This window comes from Microbacterium sp. CnD16-F, from assembly GCF_024124465.1.
In the GTDB taxonomy this organism is placed as follows: Bacteria; Actinomycetota; Actinomycetes; order Actinomycetales; family Microbacteriaceae; genus Microbacterium; species Microbacterium gawkjiense.
This window is the reverse complement of the sequence record NZ_JAMXSA010000026.1, coordinates 1-16,698: the sequence shown is the minus strand read 5'-3', so window position 1 is coordinate 16,698 and position 16,698 is coordinate 1. Positions and strand designations below refer to the sequence as shown.

General features: G+C 70.9%; 15 protein-coding genes. 8 read left to right on the top strand and 7 right to left on the bottom strand.

Annotated features, from left to right (window positions below):
- Positions 1–32 precede the first annotated feature (32 nt).
- The 4 genes from NH287_RS08720 to NH287_RS08705 all read left to right on the top strand — a co-directional run bounded on the left by NH287_RS08720 (position 33) and on the right by NH287_RS08705 (position 5,283).
- On the top strand, positions 33–1,670 hold the full coding sequence (locus NH287_RS08720; protein WP_253035294.1) for a cell wall metabolism sensor histidine kinase WalK: 1,638 nt from the start codon (positions 33–35) through the stop codon (positions 1,668–1,670).
- On the top strand, positions 1,667–2,797 hold the full coding sequence (locus tag NH287_RS08715) for a hypothetical protein (protein WP_253035293.1): 1,131 nt from the start codon (positions 1,667–1,669) through the stop codon (positions 2,795–2,797). The genes NH287_RS08720 and NH287_RS08715 overlap by 4 nt, the downstream gene beginning before the upstream one ends.
- A 37-nt stretch (positions 2,798–2,834) precedes the next feature.
- A complete protein-coding gene (locus tag NH287_RS08710) occupies positions 2,835–4,631 on the top strand; it encodes a DUF4012 domain-containing protein (protein WP_253035292.1) in 1,797 nt (598 codons plus the stop codon).
- A 94-nt stretch (positions 4,632–4,725) separates the two neighbouring features.
- Positions 4,726–5,283: a cell wall protein gene (locus tag NH287_RS08705; RefSeq protein WP_253035291.1), complete on the top strand. Its 558-nt coding sequence runs from the start codon at positions 4,726–4,728 to the stop codon at positions 5,281–5,283.
- A 2-nt stretch (positions 5,284–5,285) separates the two neighbouring features.
- On the opposite strand, the gene NH287_RS08700 is transcribed toward NH287_RS08705, so the two are convergent.
- Positions 5,286–5,981: an endonuclease/exonuclease/phosphatase family protein gene (locus NH287_RS08700; protein ID WP_253035290.1), complete on the bottom strand. Its 696-nt coding sequence runs from the start codon at positions 5,979–5,981 to the stop codon at positions 5,286–5,288.
- Positions 5,982–6,012: 31 nt separating this feature from the next.
- Between NH287_RS08700 and NH287_RS08695 the strand changes: the two genes are divergently transcribed.
- Positions 6,013–7,023 (top strand): glycoside hydrolase family 6 protein, encoded by a 1,011-nt coding sequence (locus NH287_RS08695; protein ID WP_253035289.1) that lies wholly within the window; start codon positions 6,013–6,015, stop codon positions 7,021–7,023.
- An 85-nt stretch (positions 7,024–7,108) separates the two neighbouring features.
- A complete protein-coding gene (locus tag NH287_RS08690) occupies positions 7,109–8,134 on the top strand; it encodes a response regulator transcription factor (protein ID WP_253035288.1) in 1,026 nt (341 codons plus the stop codon).
- Between the two features lie 374 nt (positions 8,135–8,508).
- Here NH287_RS08690 and NH287_RS08685 read toward each other — a convergent pair whose 3' ends face one another.
- The 3 genes from NH287_RS08685 to NH287_RS08675 all read right to left on the bottom strand — a co-directional run bounded on the left by NH287_RS08685 (position 8,509) and on the right by NH287_RS08675 (position 11,817).
- Positions 8,509–10,194, bottom strand: coding sequence for a glycosyltransferase family 2 protein (locus tag NH287_RS08685; RefSeq protein WP_253035287.1), 1,686 nt, complete (start codon positions 10,192–10,194; stop codon positions 8,509–8,511).
- A 19-nt stretch (positions 10,195–10,213) separates the two neighbouring features.
- Positions 10,214–11,047 (bottom strand): fructose 1,6-bisphosphatase, encoded by an 834-nt coding sequence (locus tag NH287_RS08680; protein WP_253035286.1) that lies wholly within the window; start codon positions 11,045–11,047, stop codon positions 10,214–10,216.
- Positions 11,048–11,208: 161 nt separating this feature from the next.
- Positions 11,209–11,817 carry a hypothetical protein gene (locus NH287_RS08675; RefSeq protein ID WP_253035285.1) on the bottom strand — a complete coding sequence of 203 codons (609 nt, stop codon included), beginning with the start codon at positions 11,815–11,817 and terminating at the stop codon, positions 11,209–11,211.
- 237 nt (positions 11,818–12,054) lie between these two features.
- Here NH287_RS08675 and NH287_RS08670 point away from each other — a divergent pair, with 237 nt between their 5' ends.
- Entirely contained in the window at positions 12,055–12,621 is a 567-nt protein-coding gene (locus NH287_RS08670; RefSeq protein WP_253035284.1) for a hypothetical protein, read from the top strand.
- A 77-nt stretch (positions 12,622–12,698) separates the two neighbouring features.
- On the opposite strand, the gene truA is transcribed toward NH287_RS08670, so the two are convergent.
- The 3 genes from truA to NH287_RS08655 are packed head-to-tail and all read right to left on the bottom strand — an operon-like array spanning position 12,699 to position 15,354.
- Positions 12,699–13,541 (bottom strand): tRNA pseudouridine(38-40) synthase TruA, encoded by an 843-nt coding sequence (truA, locus tag NH287_RS08665; RefSeq protein ID WP_253035283.1) that lies wholly within the window; start codon positions 13,539–13,541, stop codon positions 12,699–12,701.
- A gap of 22 nt (positions 13,542–13,563) precedes the next feature.
- Positions 13,564–14,469 carry a PfkB family carbohydrate kinase gene (locus NH287_RS08660; protein ID WP_253035282.1) on the bottom strand — a complete coding sequence of 302 codons (906 nt, stop codon included), beginning with the start codon at positions 14,467–14,469 and terminating at the stop codon, positions 13,564–13,566.
- Positions 14,470–14,511: 42 nt separating this feature from the next.
- Positions 14,512–15,354, bottom strand: coding sequence for a universal stress protein (locus NH287_RS08655; RefSeq protein ID WP_217528382.1), 843 nt, complete (start codon positions 15,352–15,354; stop codon positions 14,512–14,514).
- A gap of 192 nt (positions 15,355–15,546) precedes the next feature.
- Between NH287_RS08655 and NH287_RS08650 the strand changes: the two genes are divergently transcribed.
- On the top strand, positions 15,547–16,698 hold a 1,152-nt coding region (locus NH287_RS08650; RefSeq protein ID WP_253035281.1), incomplete at its 3' end, for an acyltransferase.

The window sequence follows — 16,698 nt, the reverse complement described above, 5'->3', positions numbered from 1 at the left end:
GCGCGTGGATACACTGGCGACGGAGCCAACTGATGCCGACAACCGAAAGCCGCTGGGCAGACAGTCAGCTCATCGGCACGCGTGTGAGATCCGTGTGGCAGTGGCAGCTGGTGTTCACCTTCAGCGTCGTGGCCATCACCGTCGCCGTCGGCGTCCTCAACGTCGGACTGCTCGCGAGCCCGGGCTTCCTCGTCGGGATCTTCGTCATCGTCATCTGCTCGATGGCGACCCTGGTCACCCCGTGGGCCCGCATACCTCGGCACGCCGCCTTCGTCCTCCCGCTGGTCGACATCGTCGCGATCGGGTTCCTCACCCTCAGCGAACCGAGCCTCGGCTACCTGTGGGTGTTCCCGATCGCCTGGATCGCGACCTACTACGGGTCGGCCGAGATCGTCCTCGCCATCTGCGCCGTCGCGGTCATGAGCCTCGCCGACCCGTCGCACTGGGGCTTCTCGCCCGACGTGATCGTCGAGCTGTTGATCATCCTGCTGGCGCTGGCATTCCTCGCCATCACGGTCGCCAGCGGCGCCCGCCGCATCCGCGCGTTCCGGGTCCTCGCCCGCAACCAGGCGCGCCGCCTGGCCGCCACGGTCGACCGGGTCCAGGCCACCGAGCAGCGGGTCAATGCCGTGTTCGACTCCATCTCGGTCGCGCTGGCGCGGGTCACGCCCGGCGGCGAGATCGTCTCGGCGAACGCCGCGTACCGCGCCCTGTACTCCCTCGACACGCAGGACCTGCGCTTCCCCGTCGGCGGCGCCGTCGAGTACTCCGACTATCGCGGGCGGGCGCTCAGCCCCACCGAGACGACCGTCGCCCGCGCCGTGCGAGGCGAGCTGGTCGAGAACGAGCGGCTCTGGCTCTTCGACCGCAGCGGCACCTGGCGTGCGCTCGGACTGTCGATCCGCGACGCCGCCCCCAACTCCCTCGGCCAGCAGACGGTCGTCATCGAGCTCGCCGACCTCACCGCCGTCGCCGAGGCCCAGCGCGAGCGGCCCCACGTCACCCGCGTCGTCGCGCACGAGCTGCGCAACCCGCTGACGGTGATCCTCGGCCACGCCGACCTGCTCCTCGAGGGCTCGAACCTCACTCCCGGGCAGCGCGACCACCTCGACGTCATCGAATCGGCGAGCGAGCGCATGCTCACCCTCATCCAGGGCCTCCTCTCGCAGTCGACGGATGCCGCGGAGGACCACGCGAGGTTCGACGCCGCCGCGCTCGTCGAGGCCTCGATCGAGGCGTTCGAGCCCGCGGCATCCGCCTCGGCCCTCGCCATCGAATCCGTCGTCGCGGGTCCCCTCCACGTCGAGGGCGACGAGTTCCGGCTGCGCCAGGTCGTCGACAACATCATGAGCAACGCGATCAAGTACAGTGACCGCGGCACCCTGCGCGTCGCGGCGGCGCTCGACGACGACGGCTGGGTCGCCGTCTCGATCGCCGACGAGGGCATCGGCATGACGCCCGAGGACGTCGAGCGCGTGTTCACCCCGTACTTCCGGGCGCAGAACGCGCAGGAGGGCTCAGTGTCGGGCACGGGGCTGGGCATGGGCATCGCCCGCGACATCGTCGAGGCCCACGGGGGTAGCATCGCGGTGGAGAGCGCCCTCGGACGCGGGACGACCGTCACGGTCCGACTGCCCGCCGCGGATCGTGATGGGGGGGTCGAGTCATGACGCAGGTCGATGTGACCATCGCGCTCGTCGCGATCGCGACCGCCTGCACGATCATGATGATCGGGCTGGGCTTCCTCCCGTTCCCGGGCCGCGCGGCGGCGATCTGGTCGTCGGGCTTCGCCCTCGCCATGCTGAGCTGCTACCTGCTCGTCGTCGCCGACCAGCTCGACTCGAGCTTCCTGCGCGCCGCCGCGCACGGCCCGATCCTGTGCGCCTCCGCCTTCGTGTGGGTCGGACTGCGAGCCCGTCGGGGGCGTGAACCGATCATGCTGGTGCCCACGATCGTCGTTTTCAGCGCGCTCGCGATCGTCCTCGGCCTCGCAGCCGAGAGCGGCGCCTACGGCACGGTTCTGCGCATCTCGTTCACGGTGGCGGCCGTCGTCGCGGCCCTCACGGCGGGCGAACTGCTGCGGCTGCGCAAGCCGGAGCGCGAGATGTCGCTGCCGCTGCTCGTCGTCTCGCTCGGGTTCATCGGCCTCGCGGCCCTCGTCGTCGTCGACGGTGTGGTGCGCCTCGCCCAGGGCGCCGGCGCGCAGACCGAGGCCGACATGACTGCCCTCTACTCGCTCAACGAGCTCGTCGCGCTCGTGTACCTCGTGTGCGCGGTCGTCACCCTGCTCTACCTCGCGCGTCGCGGCTCGCAGAACGTCGACCCCCGACAGGGACTCGACTTCTTCGGCATCGCGCGTGACCGCCTCGCGCGCGCCAAGGCCGCGGAGGACCGGTGGTGGTCGATCCTCGACGTGCGCCTCGACGATCCGAGCGAGCTGCTCGAGGCGTCGAGCGGTCGCGCCTTCCAACGCGTGACGGCGCGCTTCGCGCAGGACATCCGCGACGTCATGCCTCCCGAGGCCGACATCCACGCGGTCTCCGCCACTCAGGTCCTCGTCCTGCTGCCGCGCCCCGACACCGCCGTCCGCGGTCTGCTCTCGCGACTGCTCGATCGCATCGGGACGCTCACCGACCAGCAGGCGGTGCCCGTCCGACTGTCGGCGAGCATCGGCGTGGCTGCCGCGCCCCTCGCGGATTGGGACCTCGACCGCCTGCGCGCGGCGGCAAGCGACGCCGCCGCGCACGCACAGGTCTCGGGCGGCGACCGCTGGGAACGCGCGGTCTTCGCCCCCTGATCCGGCGCGGTCGGCCGACCCCCGTAGGATCATGCCGATGCCCGAGACTTTCCTGCCCCCTGCCGCCCGCACCGCGGGGCGCGTCGTCATGTGGGCCCTCGGGCTCGCGCTCCTGTTCGTCCTCTTCGCTCTGGGGTGGATCGCGGTGCGCGGGTACCTCGCCTACGACCACCTCTCGAGCGCGCAGAAGCGGGCGCCCGAGATCGCGTCGGACCTCGGCGACCTGAGCGCCGCGGGTGAGACGATCGACGAGATCGCGCGCCACACCTCCGCCGCGCGCGAGCTGACCTCCGACCCCCTCTGGCAGGGCGCCGAGGGCGTGGCCTGGATCGGCCCGCAGCTCTCCGCGGTCGCCGACGTCGCCGCGGCGGTCGACGACGTCGTCACCGGCACCGCCCGCCCCATCGCCTCCGTCGCCGTCGGGTTCGGCGCCGAGGCGTTCGTTCCCGTCGACGGCCGCATCGACACGTCGGCGTTCGCGGCGCTCGCGGATCCGGCCACGGATGCCGCGGGGGTCGCGGCATCCGCTCGTGACGACGTGGCGGCGATCGACCGCACGCCCCTCGTCGCCCCCATCGCCGACGCCGTCGACCAGTTGGGCGACGCCCTCTCGCAGGTCGCCGCGGGAACCGACGCCCTCGCGCGTGCCAGCAAGCTGCTGCCGTCGATGCTCGGCGCCGAGGGCGCGCGCAACCACCTTCTGCTCGTGCAGAACAACGCCGAATGGCGCACCCTCGGCGGCATCGTCGGCTCGATGACCCCGGTGCGCGCCGACGACGGACGCCTCGCGCTCGGCGAGCAGATCCAGGCCCGCGCGACGACGCAGTACCCCGAGTCGATCCTCGACCTGGGTGAGTACGCCTCCATCTACCAGGCCAAACCGGGGCGCTTCCTGCAGAACATCACGCAGGTGCCCGATTTCCGGCTCACCGCCGAGTTGGCGAAGGAGTTCGCGGCGCGCGAGGACGTGCCCGTCGACGGCGTCATCTCCATCGACCCCGTCGCCCTGTCGTACCTGCTCGAGGCGACGGGCCCCGTCGACCTGCCGACGGGCGTGACGTTGACAAGCGCCAGCGCCGCACAGTTCCTGCTCAACGACGTCTACCTCGACTACCCCGACGCCGACCAGCAGGACCTCGTGTTCTCGGCAGCGGCGGGCGCGGTCTTCTCGGCGCTGACGAGCGGCGACGTGGACGCCGGTGCGCTTTTGCGCGCGCTGTCCCGCGCCGGTTCCGAGCACCGCCTGTACCTCTGGAGCGCGGTCCCGGCGGACGCCGACGTCCTCGCCGGCACGACGCTCGCAGGGGCTCCCCCGACGAACGACGACGACACCGCGCGATTCGGCGTGTACCTCAACGACGGCACCGGCTCGAAGATGGACTACTACGTCACGCCCGACGTGAACCTCGCCATCACCGGATGCGGGGTCGGCGCCACCCCGCGCACCCTCACCGTGCAGGTCACGCTGACCTCGAACGCCCCCGCCGACGCCGCCACCTCGTTCCCCGAATACATCACGGGCGGCGGTGCCAACGGCGTCCCGCCCGGCACCGCCCGCGTCGTCGGCGAGGTCTACCTGCCCGAGGGCTTCGAGGTCGCTTCCTCCGAGATCACAACGGAGAGCGGGTTCGGCGGCGGCATGGTCGGCGGCCGTCAGGTGCTGTCGTACTCGGTCGACCTGAAGCCCGGCGACACGCAGACGGTGACGATCGAGGTCACCGCCGACACCGACATCCGTGACGCCGAGGCATGGGTCACCCCCACCGCCGACGCCGATCTCTCGCCGATCGTGCGCGCGTCGTGCGACCCCGCCGACGGCGCGGTCCTCGGCTGACCCGGCCGGCACCCCGAATCGTCACACGACGGAAACCGCAGGTTGGGCGGCCTCAGTTACACTCAGGTGAGTACCCGGCCTGAAAGCAGCATCCATGCGCCGTCTCCCCCGCGCCCTCCTCACGACCACCGTCTTCGCGACACTGGCCGTCGGCGCGCCCGTCGCCGCTCACGCCTCGACGATCTACCCGCCGGTCGACGCCTGCCAGTCGGATGCCGCCGGTGCCGGCCCGGGCGGCACGGTCAGCTTCTCGTGCGACGACACCACGTTCGGCCCGAACGAGACCGTCACGGTCACCGTCACGGGAGAGAACGGCGCCGGCGCGACCTTCGCGATGGTGCGCATGGCCGTCTCGACGGCGAGCGCCGTCTACGAGTCCGACGCGAGCGGGGCGCTGCCCACCGTCCGCATCACCCTGCCTTCGGACGCCCGCGGGGTCTACAACATCGCCGCCGTCTCGGCGACGTCGGCCGGCGGCACCGCCAGCGCCGTCATCGACACCAGTCAGAGCACCGACCCGCTCGTGCGGGCGGGCTTCGACGGCACCCAGCTCACGGGCCTGTGGATCGGCGCCGGCGCGCTCGTCGCGGCGGGTGCCGTCATCCTCGTCGCCGCGGGTCTGCGTCGCCGACGGGACCGGATCGACGACTGACGTCAGGCGACGTCGGGCTTCGCCCGCGCGATCGGCTCAGCCGTCACCAGGATCGGCAGGTGGTCGCTCGCCCCCTGCGGCAGCGTCCGCACCTGCTGGATCTCGAACCCGCTCGAGGTCGCGAAGTCGTAGTAACCCTTGAAGAACTTGTACCGCGTGTACGTGCGCGCATCGCTGAGACTCAGCTCGTATCCGCTCTCGCGGATGACCTGCCCGAGGTTCTCCTTGAACACCGGGTAGTTGAAGTCGCCGACCATGAGGATCGGCGCGCCCTTGCCGAGCGTCGACAGCTCGCGCAGCGCCGCCCGGATCTGATGACGACGCAGCGAGTTGAGCGCGGTGAGCGGTGCCGCGTGGAAGGACGCGACGATGAACTCGGTGCCGTGATCGATGTCACGCAGGTGGAGCCCCAGCATCCGCTCGTCGGCGGGCTTGAGGACGATGTCGTGCAACGACTTCTTGAGCGAGAAGGTGCGGCTCGCACCGGCGCGGAACCCGTTCTCGCGGTAGTAGATCGCCAGGCCCAATCGATTGGAGCGGGTCGCGTCGGCGAGGACGAGGCCGCCGATGCGCTCGGGCATGTCGGTCGTGTCCACCTCTTGCAGACACAGCACGTCGACGTCGTAGCGGCTCACCAGTTCGGTGAGTTCGCCCGCCGCGGCGTGCTTGCGCAGGTTGTACGAGACGACACTGATCATCGGAGTATCAGCCTATGACTAGAGTTCAAGAGTGGCTCCCAGGAAGAAGCTGCGGATGCCGCCGGCCCGCGTACTCGTCCCCCTGGGCATCGTGCTGGGACTCGTCGTGGTCCTCGTGCTCGTGGGTGTCATCGGAGGCGCCGTGACCCGCGGATTCCACGCCCTCACGGCGCGCGCCCCCGAGATGGGGACGACCGTCATCGCGCCGACCCAGGCGAAGGCCGCCGCAGCCGCGCGCGAGCTCTCCGGTGAGCAGAAGGATGCCGCCGACTACCTCGCCGCGCAGCCGACCGCCTACTGGCTGACCCCCGAGCAGGACCCCATCGGCACCGCCGGCGGGACCGTGCTCGACCTCATCTCCCAGGCGCGCGATCAGGGACGCTCCGTCGCACTGGTGGTCTACGGGCTGCCCGGGCGCGACTGCGGCAACCACTCCGCCGGCGGCCTGTCCGAGCAGGACTACCCGGTCTGGCTGCGCGAGATCGGCTCGGCCCTCGAAACCGCGCCCGACGTGCAGAAGATCGTCGCGCTCGAGCCCGACAGCATCGCCCTGTCGGAGGAGTGCGGCAACATCGCCGATCGCGCCCGCCAGCTCAGCACGGCGGTCGACCTGATCACATCGCCGAACACCTGGATCTACATCGACGGCGGGCACAGCAACTGGCTGCCGCCGCAGAAGATGGCCGACCTCATCCGGCAGACCGGTGTCATCGACCGGGTGCGCGGCTTCGTGACGAACGTCTCGAACTACCAGTCCCCCGCCGACGAGTTCGCCTACGCGGCGTCGCTGTCGTCGCTCCTCGACGGAGCGCACGCCATCGTCGACACCTCCCGCAGCGGCGCGGCCACCTCGGGCGGCGAATGGTGCAACCCCCCGGGTCAGCTCGTCGGCGAGCCGGGCGGCACCTTCCACGACACCGTCGTCGACACGAACCTCTGGATCAAACCGCCGGGCGAGAGCGACGGCGAGTGCAACGGCGGACCGGCGGCCGGTGTCTACTGGCCCGAAGCCGGCGTCGAGCTGACGCGGGACGTCCGGTGAGCGCCTCCGCGGCCGCGCGAGGCGGCGCCTGCCGCCTGTGTAGCATGAGGACCGACTTTCACACGCGATTCGGGGGGCTACATCGATGAGTGATTCGATGTCGATGCATAAGACGGCGGTCATCGTCGAGGACGATCCCGACATCCGTCATCTCATCGTCGAGGTCCTCGAGGCCGCCGGCTTCTCGACCGTCTCGGTCGGCAACGGCATCGACGGCGTCCGCGCCGTGCTCTCGTATCAGCCGCTCATCACGACCCTCGACGTCAACATGCCCGGCATCGACGGGTTCGAGGCGGCGCGCCGCATCCGTGCGCAGAGCGACACCTACATCATCATGATCACCGGCCTCGAAGAAGAGGCGGACGTCGTCCTCGGCCTCGGTGCCGGCGCCGACGAGTACGTCGTGAAGCCGTTCCGCCCGCGCGAACTGCGTGCGCGCGTCGAGTCGCTGCTGCGCCGCCCGCGCGCCACCGGCACGGCCGTCGCCGCCGCGCCGCGGCAGGAGGCGACCGGTCCGTCGTTCCCGGGCGCACGACCCGCCGTGCCGCAGTACGACGCCGTGCCCACCTCCCCCGTGTTCGACGAGCGCATCATGACGCCCGTGTACAGCGAGCAGCCGCCGCAGGGCGGTGCGGTGGTCCTGCCGCCGCAGGGCGTTCCGCAGCAGGGTGCGCCCCACCCGGGCATGCCGCATCCCGGCGGCCAGCCGCCGGTCGCGCAGCCCGGCAACGCGGTGGCCCCGGCATCCGCTGTCCCGCCCGTGGGCGGACCCGGCTGGACCGTGCACCGCGACCTCGCCGTGCACGCCGAGCACCGGGTCGTCCTCGTCGCGGGGCGCGAGCTGACGCTCACCCGCACGGAGTTCGACCTGCTGTCGACGCTCATGGAATCCAAGCGTCGCGTGCGCAGCAAGGCCGACCTCACGCTCGTGCTGCGCGGCGAGTCGTACGTGACGAGCTACTTCGTCGGCGAGGCCGACAAGCGCGCGATCGAGGCGCACATGACGAACCTGCGCCGCAAGCTCGGCGACAACCCGAACAACCCCCGGTACATCGAGACCGTCCGGGGTGTCGGCTACCGCCTCACCTCCGAAACGGTCGCCGGCGCCTGACCCTCGCCCCGGCATCCTTTCGCCGAATCACCACCCCGCTGCCGAGTCACCACCCGACGGCGCGCATCTGAGTGGTGAGTCGGCACGCGAGTGGTGAGTCGGCACGCCGATCGTGAATCGGCGCAGACCGGATGCCGGGGCTCGGACATCCGATCTCGATCGCCGTATCCGCGGAGATCCCGCCCGACACGCCGCATCGAGACCCCGGCACGCGGCGTGTCGCCGAGAATCTCCGCGGTTGTGGCCCACGCCGCGCACCGGGAGTCGACGCAGAGCGGATGCCGCGCACCGGGAGTCGGCGCAGAGCGGATGCCGCGCACCGGGAGTCGACCCAGCCCGGATGCCGCGCAACCCGGAGCCGCGCCGGCGCGGGGTCAGACCTTGTAGCCCTGGTGGCGCTGGAACAGCTTGATGGCCATCGTGAGGGTCTGCAGCACCGTGACGACACCGACGATCGGCCAGCCGACCCACAGGATCGCGGACTGGGTGATCGGGTCGAGCAGGTTCCAGATGACGGCGATCGCGACGGCGACGATGGCGAGGATGATGAAGGGCGTCCAGTGTCCGAAGCTCACGCCGCCCTTCTCGGCTCTCGCCTGCAGGGCCCAGTTGTCGACCTTCTTCTTGGAGAGGAAGCGGGTCCACGACCGGATGAAGTGGCTGATGCGGATCCACATGAAGATCTCGGCGGGGAACAGCAGCACGGCGAAGGCGATGTCGCGCGAGTTGCACTTCTCCATCGCGCGCGCCATGCGCAGGTTCAGGCCGGCGGCGACGAGCGGCGGGATCAGCCACCACGGCGAGAACACGAACGCGTTGATCGACAGCGACGCGATCAGCAGGGTGATGAACGCGACACGGACGAAGAAGTTCGTGAGCATCGAGAACTGCTCGAACCAGCGCAGACGCAGGTTCGGGTGGAACGGCTGCCCCTTCGTGTCTCCTCGCTGACCGGGCCACATCAGCTCGATGGCGCCGTAGGTCCACTTGACCTGCTGCGCGTCGTACCCCTTGAGGGTCGTCATGCCGCCGACATCCGCTCGCGCGAACGGGCTGATCTTGGTGAGATAGCCGGCCGACTTGATCTGGAGCGAGAGCAGCGAGTCCTCGACCTCGGAGTCCTTCACCCACGGCGAGTTCTGGTGGTTCTCCTTCATGACGTCGCGCAGGGCGGTCGTCGAGAAGATCGAGAACTGTCCGCCGAGCACGGCCATGTTGCGTCCGCGCAGCAGGTTCTGCATGTTGAAGGCCGCGAACTGCGTGCGCTGACCGGCGATGAGCCACTTGGCGATGAAGCCCTTGATGGGTCGGTCGTCGATCGTGTAGATCGCCGAGATGCCGCCGATGCGCGAGTCCGAGACGGCCTCGTTCTCGAGGTACTCCACGGCGCGGCGGTCGGCGGTCGTGTCGCCGTCGACGCCGAGCAGGTAGTCGTACCCCTCGACGAGGGCGTAGCCGTAGTTGAGCGCGCCGACCTTCTTGTCGGGGTTCTTGCCGATGTCGTGGACGAAGACCTCGGTGAACTGCAGCCCGAGCTCGGTCTCGACTTCGTGGGGTCCCGAGAACTCCGACGCGATCTTGACCGTGTCATCGGAGGTGTTGTTGACGACCACGTGGATCACGTCGGGCACGCGGCTCTGCTCGAGGAGAGAGCGGATGACGTCGGCGATCGACTCGGCCTCGTTGTAGGCCGGGACGACGCATCCGATCGTCGACCGGTGCACCGAGTGGTGCTCGAGCACCGAGGCGAAGTCGTCGGCGAACTCGTCCACCGGGACGATCTCGCCGGGACCGCCGGGCGACGCGGCATAACCGGCAGCTTCGGGGGCCGCCTGCCAGGAACCCTGCGGGGCGACGCCCTGCCACTGCGCCTGCGGCTCCTGCCACTGCGGGGCGGGCTGCTGCCATTGCGGCTGCTGCTGCGCCTGCGGAGGCTGCCACGCGGGCTGCTGGCCCCACTGCGGCTCCTGGCCCGGCCAGGCGCCGGCCGCCGGCTGCGCGCCCACCGGGGGCTGCGCGGGCTGCCAGCCCTGCGGGCCGGGGATGTACGGACTCGTCACGTCGGTTCCTCGAACTGGATCACGGAGTGGTGGGACCGCCGGTACCGGGGGTGGTGGTCCACCCGTCGGTGCCTGTGGTTCCCTGGGAGCCGTCGTTCGACGTGCCGTCGGTCGCGCCCCCCGTGGACCCGTCGGTCTCTGTCTCACGAGGATAGATCGCAATCGGGATGACGGGGTAGACCGTCTGCTGCACGAACGACTTGTCGTCGTCGGCCGCCCCCTCGACCCACACGTCGAGCGCGAACTGCAGCGTGATCCCGTAGGTGTCCGGCGGCAGCTGGTTGATCGTCGTCTCGGGGACGAGCAGACCGCCCTGGTAGCTGTTGATCAGCAGGCCCTTGCTCGAGCGAATCGTGTCGGTGGGCACGAGCGTGCGGGGGTCGGCGCTGAACTGGAACGGCGAGCTCACCTGGTTCGAGGACTGCGCGGTCTGCGACGAGATCGACACGTTCGAGAGGAACACGCGACGCTTCTGCTTGAGCACCGCCTTCTCGTCGACGCGGGTGTCCTTGACGTTGACCGCGAAGCCGAAGGTCTTCGCGTTGTCGGCGTACCACTCGCGGGTGCGCTTGGAGTCGACGGCCCAGAAGTCGAGGATGATGTCGAGACCGTCGGCGATCTCGTACGTCATCTGCACCGAGCCGTCGTACGTGAACTGCGAGTCGAACGGCATCTCCACCGTCCCGGTCGCGGGCGTCGCGTTCGGAGCGGGGGTGGCGGCGACGTTCTCGCTCGTCCCCGAGATGGAGTTGAAGGCTTCGACGACCTGAGCGCACCCCGAGAGCGACAGCGCAGCCGCGGCGGCCAGGGCGACGACGCCGAGCCGGCGACGGGCTGTGGGACGGATGGACATGCGCGAACCTCGTTCGGTGTGAAGGATGGAGGGCACCGGCGGCGGGGTTCGGGTCGCCGCCGCCAGTGCCACGTCTTCACCGTAGGCGCGGAAACCCTCGCTCACCGGTGACTTCGCGAAGCCTCGCGCTGGTCTTTACCGGACCTTGAGGTTCTTGAGGTTCAGCCGGATGCCGCCTGCTGCGCGATCGCGACCGTCACCGTGTCGGTCGCGGTCTGCTTCGCGTACTCGTCGGCTTTGGGTTTGGTCTGCACGAGGAAGTCGTACGTGAACTGCAGCGTGACGTAGGTGGCGTCTTCGGGGACCTGCCCGACGTTGAACGTCTGCGAGTAGCTGTAGGGCTTCAGGACGAGGTAGCCGTTCTTCACGCTCGCCTCGTCGATCTGCGGGTCGAGCGCGGGGAAGGTCTCTTCGGCGTTCGCGGGGACCGCGAGCATCGTGGCCTTCTGCAGGTACACCTTCTGCCCGTCGTTGGGCGTGATGGTCGTCACGAGCGACAGACTGACGGGCTTGACCGCGTTCGCCGTCCATCGGTCCATCCGCAGGTCCGACCAGTAGTTGACGGCGACACTCACGGCGCCTGCCGTCAGGTCCCGCTGCGTGGACCCGCTCGAGAGGTCGTTCTCGACCGGAGGCGCGACCACGACCGGCGAGCTCGACACCGCGGCCGGGGCCGTCGGGGTCGGGCTCTGCAGGGCCCACGGGGACGGGCCACATCCCGACAGCACGACCGCGCTGCCGACGAGCGCCGCCGCGGCGGCCAGACGCATGGTTCTCATCCGCATCATGACCCCTCCCTGCGGTGCGGTCAGTCTACAAGTGCGGATGCCGCTGCCACCCGATGCGGATGTGTCGACCCGTGACACTGTTTACCTGATCGAAACCCGCTGTAGTTGCTCTTCCTGAGCGATTCCTGAATACTGGCAATGTCCAACCAACGGGGGGCGGCCGGTTGGATCTTCTTTTGCCGTCTGCGCCCCGAACTCAAGACGACCGAAAGAAGCACCATGAAGCACAAGATCAGCAAGGCTGCGGCGGCTCTCGCCGTCGCCATCGCGGCGGTCTTCGCGGCTCCGGCCGTCGCGAGCGCCTACACTCCGACCCCCGCCGGCCCCGAGACGATCACGATCACTCCCGGCGGCACGGTTCCCGTTCAGTTCACCGGCTTCGAGCCGGGCGAGCAGGTCACCTTCACCCTGACGGGTGAGGGCGTCGGCCCCGACAACCTCGCCTTCGTCTCCTTCGCTGTGACCTCCACGTCTGTCACGAAGGACGCGAGCGAAGACGGTGCAGCCACGGCTACGGTCACCCTCCCCGACGACGCGACCGGCACCTACACGCTGGCCGCGGTGGGCTCCGAAAGCGGCGCGGCTGAGCCCGTGACGATCGCGCTCGCCGCTCCGGCAGGCGGCGACGGTGGTTCGGACGACGGCAGCGCCGGCGGCCCCGCCCTCGGTGACACCGGTTTCGACGGTGACGCGCTCCTCGGCCTCTGGGTCGGCGGCGGCGTCCTCGTCCTCGCCGGTGCGAGCATCGCGGTCGCGACCTCCGTGCGCCGCACGCGTCGGGCATAAGGCACTCGCGAACCATCGCAACAGGAGAACCCCCGGGCCACGGCCCGGGGGTTCTCCTGTTCTCGCGTCATCGGGGCTCAGTCGTCGGAGGCGCCCAGTTCCCGTCGGGCCCGGGTCTGCTCCGCGCGCGCGGCCAGCAGATCATCCGCCGGGTAGCCGACCTCGGTGAGCGTCAGGCCGCGCGCGGCGAGCACCTTCACCTCGTTCGTGCGGACGAGCTCGTCGCGGATCTCCACGACCCGATCGATTCCGATCCGCCCCTCCCCGACCGCGACGCACGCGCCCACGAGCGCCCGCACCATGCTGTGGCAGAACGCGTCCGCCTTGACCGACGCGATCAGCGCACCGGACTCGTCCCGGCGCCACCCGTACTCGAGCAGCGTGCGGATCGTCGTCGCCTCCTCGCGCGGTTTGCAGTAGGCGGCGAAGTCGTGCAGTCCGCGCAGGCTGCGGGCAGCGGCATCCATCGCCGCCACGTCGAGTTCCGCCGCGACCCACGTTGTGCGGCCGCGCTCCAGCGGGTCGTACCCGGTGACGCGGTCGGCGACGCAGTAGGCGTACCGACGCCAGACGGCCGAGAAGCGCGCGTCGAAACCTTCCGGCGCGACACCCACACGGTGGACGGCGACGTCCGGGTAGGGACCGAGCACTCCGTTGATGCGCGCGGCGAGCGCCTCGGGCTCCGGTCGCCGTCCCGACAGCAGCCGGTGCTCCTGCCCTTCGGTCAGGTCGAGGTGCGCGACCTGCGCTGACGCGTGCACCCCGGCATCCGTCCGTCCGGCGACGACCAGCCGCGGATCCCCGCCGAGGATGCGGGCGATCGCCGCCTCGAGCGTCCCCTGCACGGTCCGCAGGCCCGGCTGTCGCGCCCAGCCTCGGAAGTCGGTGCCGTCGTAGGCGAGATCGATCCGCAGGCGCACGGTGTCAGCCTATCCGCGCCGGTCAGACTGCCGCGTCGACCTCCGCGCGCGTGGGCGGGTTGGCGCCGGGTCGCGACACCGTGATCCCCGCCGTCACGACGGCGCGGCGGAGCGCGCGCGGCAAAGCGTCGGCGTCGCCCGCGAGCAGTCCGGGGTCGTCGACGAGGCTTGTGATGAGGCTCGACATGAACGCGTCGCCCGCGCCGATCGTGTCGGCGACGTCGACGACGAGCGGCGCGACCTCGACGAGACCCGACGGCCCGAGCGCGAGGGCGCCCTCGCCGCCGCGCGTCATCACGACGATCTGCGCCCCCCGGGCGGCGATGGTCTCGAGCACGCGCGCGGCGGGCACACCCGGGTAGAGCGCCTCGGCATCCTCATCGCTCAGCTTCACCAGCGTCGCCGCCGCGAATGCCCGCTCGGCGACCGGCCGCGGGTCGGGTCCGACGAGCGCCGGCCGCACGTTCGGGTCGACCGTCACGACACGGCCCGCCTGCCGTGCGCGTTCGAGGGTCGCGAGCGCGACGTCTCCCCCGGGCTGCAGGAACAGCGCGATCGACCCGGAGTGGACGACGGATGCCGCCGCTGCCGCGTCGGCCGCGGCATCCGCCTCGAGCGCCCAGACGATGTCGAAGTCGTACTCGGCCGAGCCGTCGGCGCGGAGCCGGGCACGGGCGGTGGAGGTCGCGGCATCCGTCCAGGACGCCTCGTGGACGACCGCCCCCGACGCGGCTACCTGCTCGGCGATCCGGCGGCCGCGGTCATCGCGGCCGAGGCGCGTCAGCAGGGTCGCCGGCACGTCCTGCCGCGCGATGCCGACGGCCACGTTCGCGGGACTACCGCCGACGAACTCGGCGTCACCGCCGTCCCGTTCCACGATGTCGATGAGCGCTTCGCCGAGGACGAGGACGGCGTGCCGAGAGGTCATGCCCTCACTTTCGCACGTCGCCCGCGGGCGCGCACGTCGATGTCAGCGGACGACGGCGGTGACGGTCGGCAGGTGCGAGAGGAGCTCCTGACTGATCGACCCGAGCAGGAAGCGGGCGAGCGCACCCCGGCCGTGAGTGCCGACGACGACCATGCGGGCGTCGGCGGCGATCCCGGCCAGCACCTGCGACGGATAACCGCGCTCGACGCGGCGGACGATGCGCAGGTCGGGGTAGCGCGACGACAGGCCGGCGACGGACAGCGCCAGCACCTCCTCGGCCGTCGACTGCATGTTCGCGAGGTAGAGGTCGGGGTAGACCTCCATCGCGTTCCGCGGCGTGTGCAGCGGCGTCCAGACGTTCACCGCGATGAGCGGCTCGCCGAGCCGGTCCGCCTCCGCGGCGGCGAACTCGATCGCGTGCTCGGACACCTCGGACCCGTCGATGCCGACGACGATCCCCGCCCCCTCCCCGAGATCGCGGTCGGGGACGACCACGACGGGGCACTTCGCGCCCGCCGCGATCCGGATGCCGTGCACCCCGCGTGCCGGGCCGGTCCCTGGTCCCCGGTAGTCGCTGCCGATGACGAGGAGCGCGGCGTCCGCGGCGGCTTCGATGAGCTTGGTGACGGGGTTGCCGGATTCGACGCGGGTCGTGACCGGGACCCCGGCATCCGTCACCCGCGCCGCCTCGCCGTCGAGCAGACGCTGCGTCGCGGTCTGCGCCGCACCGAGCACCTCGGCCTCGCCGACGGCCCCGACAGCGCCGCCGACGACCGAGACGAGCTCGACCGCCTGCTGGCGCTGGGCGGCACGAGTGACTGCCCAGTCCACGGCACGGCGCGACACCGGGGCACCCGTGACTCCGACGATGATCTTTCCGGCCATGCTGCACGTCCCTTCTGGGGGCGACGCGCCCGCCGGATCGCGGTGACGTCTGCGGGCGCTCGTCCGTGTCTCGGTGATGCCAACCTATCCCGACCACGGGCGCGGCGGGAAGGGGCGGGCCCGTTCAGGATGCCGACCTAGACTGGATGCCGCGAATCGCCCGCTCGCCTCGAGACCCCTCCCCGCTTCGACATGACTCGACCTTCTTCCGCGCGCCTGCCGGGCCTCGACGGACTTCGCGCCGTCGCGGTCCTGCTGGTCGTCGTGTACCACCTGTTCCCGGCGCTGCCCGCCGGGTTCCTCGGTGTCGACGTCTTCTTCGTGATCTCCGGGTTCCTCATCACGACCCTCCTCCTCCGCGAGCACGACGAGCACGGCCGGATCGGCCTGGTGGACTTCTGGCGGCGGCGGGCCCGCCGGCTGCTGCCCGCGATCGGGGTCGTCGTCCTCGTGACCGCGTCGCTCGCCTGGATGGTGGGCGGCGACATCCTCGTGGGCCTCGGCGGTCAGCTGCTCGGGGCGACGACGTTCTCGTACAACTGGGTCGCCGTCGCGAACGGGTCGTCGTACTTCGGCGGCGGTCTCGACTCCTCCGCGCCCGAACTGCTGCGGAACCTGTGGTCCCTCGCCGTCGAGGAGCAGTTCTACCTGCTCTGGCCGCTGCTGCTGCCGCTCGTCCTGCGGCTGCGACGCGGCCGCGTGCCCGTCGCCGTCGGGTTGGCGGCGGCATCCGTCCTGGCCGCGGTACTCCTCGCCGGCAGCGGCGCGACCCGCGTGTACTACGGCACCGACACGCACGCCTTCGGTCTGCTGCTCGGCGTCGCCCTCGCCTTCCTGCGCCCGGCGGAGCGCCGCGGCGGTGTGCCTGCCGTGGTCGGCGGCGCAGCGATCGCCGGGGTCGTCGCGCTCGCGTTCGTGACGCCGGGCGACGGGATCGAGACCTTCCCCGGGCTTCTCGTCGCGGCATCCGTCCTGACCGTCGTGGCGATCGCGGCAGCCGTGCGCGCGGGTTCGCGCCTCGGACGGGCGCTCGACGTCGCGCCGCTGCGCTGGATCGGCGAGCGGTCCTTCGGGATCTACCTCTGGCACTGGCCTCTCGTCGTCATCCTGACGGTCGCGACCACGCGCTCCTCCCCCGACGTCGCGGTGCCGGTCGAGGTCGCGCTCCTCACCCTGGCGCTCACGCTGGTCGCCGCCGAGGTGTCGTTCCGCTTCATCGAGCAGCCGGTACGCCGGCTCGGGTTCCGCGCGTCGCTCCGGTCCGTCGGGCGCGCGTTCCGCGGCGGCCCCGTGCGACGCCTCGCCGCCACGGCCGCGATGGCCGCAGGGCTCCTCGTCGTCGCC

Bases quoted from the DNA above. Each gene is read 5' to 3' on its own strand.
- NH287_RS08720 (WP_253035294.1), top strand. From the start codon at position 33: ATGCCGACAACCGAAAGCCGCTGGGCAGACAGTCAGCTCATCGGCACG.
- NH287_RS08715 (WP_253035293.1), top strand. From the start codon at position 1,667: ATGACGCAGGTCGATGTGACCATCGCGCTCGTCGCGATCGCGACCGCC.
- NH287_RS08710 (WP_253035292.1), top strand. From the start codon at position 2,835: ATGCCCGAGACTTTCCTGCCCCCTGCCGCCCGCACCGCGGGGCGCGTC.
- NH287_RS08705 (WP_253035291.1), top strand. From the start codon at position 4,726: ATGCGCCGTCTCCCCCGCGCCCTCCTCACGACCACCGTCTTCGCGACA.
- NH287_RS08700 (WP_253035290.1), bottom strand. From the start codon at position 5,981: ATGATCAGTGTCGTCTCGTACAACCTGCGCAAGCACGCCGCGGCGGGC.
- NH287_RS08690 (WP_253035288.1), top strand. From the start codon at position 7,109: ATGAGTGATTCGATGTCGATGCATAAGACGGCGGTCATCGTCGAGGAC.
- NH287_RS08680 (WP_253035286.1), bottom strand. From the start codon at position 11,047: ATGTCCATCCGTCCCACAGCCCGTCGCCGGCTCGGCGTCGTCGCCCTG.
- NH287_RS08675 (WP_253035285.1), bottom strand. From the start codon at position 11,817: ATGCGTCTGGCCGCCGCGGCGGCGCTCGTCGGCAGCGCGGTCGTGCTG.
- NH287_RS08670 (WP_253035284.1), top strand. From the start codon at position 12,055: ATGAAGCACAAGATCAGCAAGGCTGCGGCGGCTCTCGCCGTCGCCATC.
- NH287_RS08660 (WP_253035282.1), bottom strand. From the start codon at position 14,469: ATGACCTCTCGGCACGCCGTCCTCGTCCTCGGCGAAGCGCTCATCGAC.
- NH287_RS08655 (WP_217528382.1), bottom strand. From the start codon at position 15,354: ATGGCCGGAAAGATCATCGTCGGAGTCACGGGTGCCCCGGTGTCGCGC.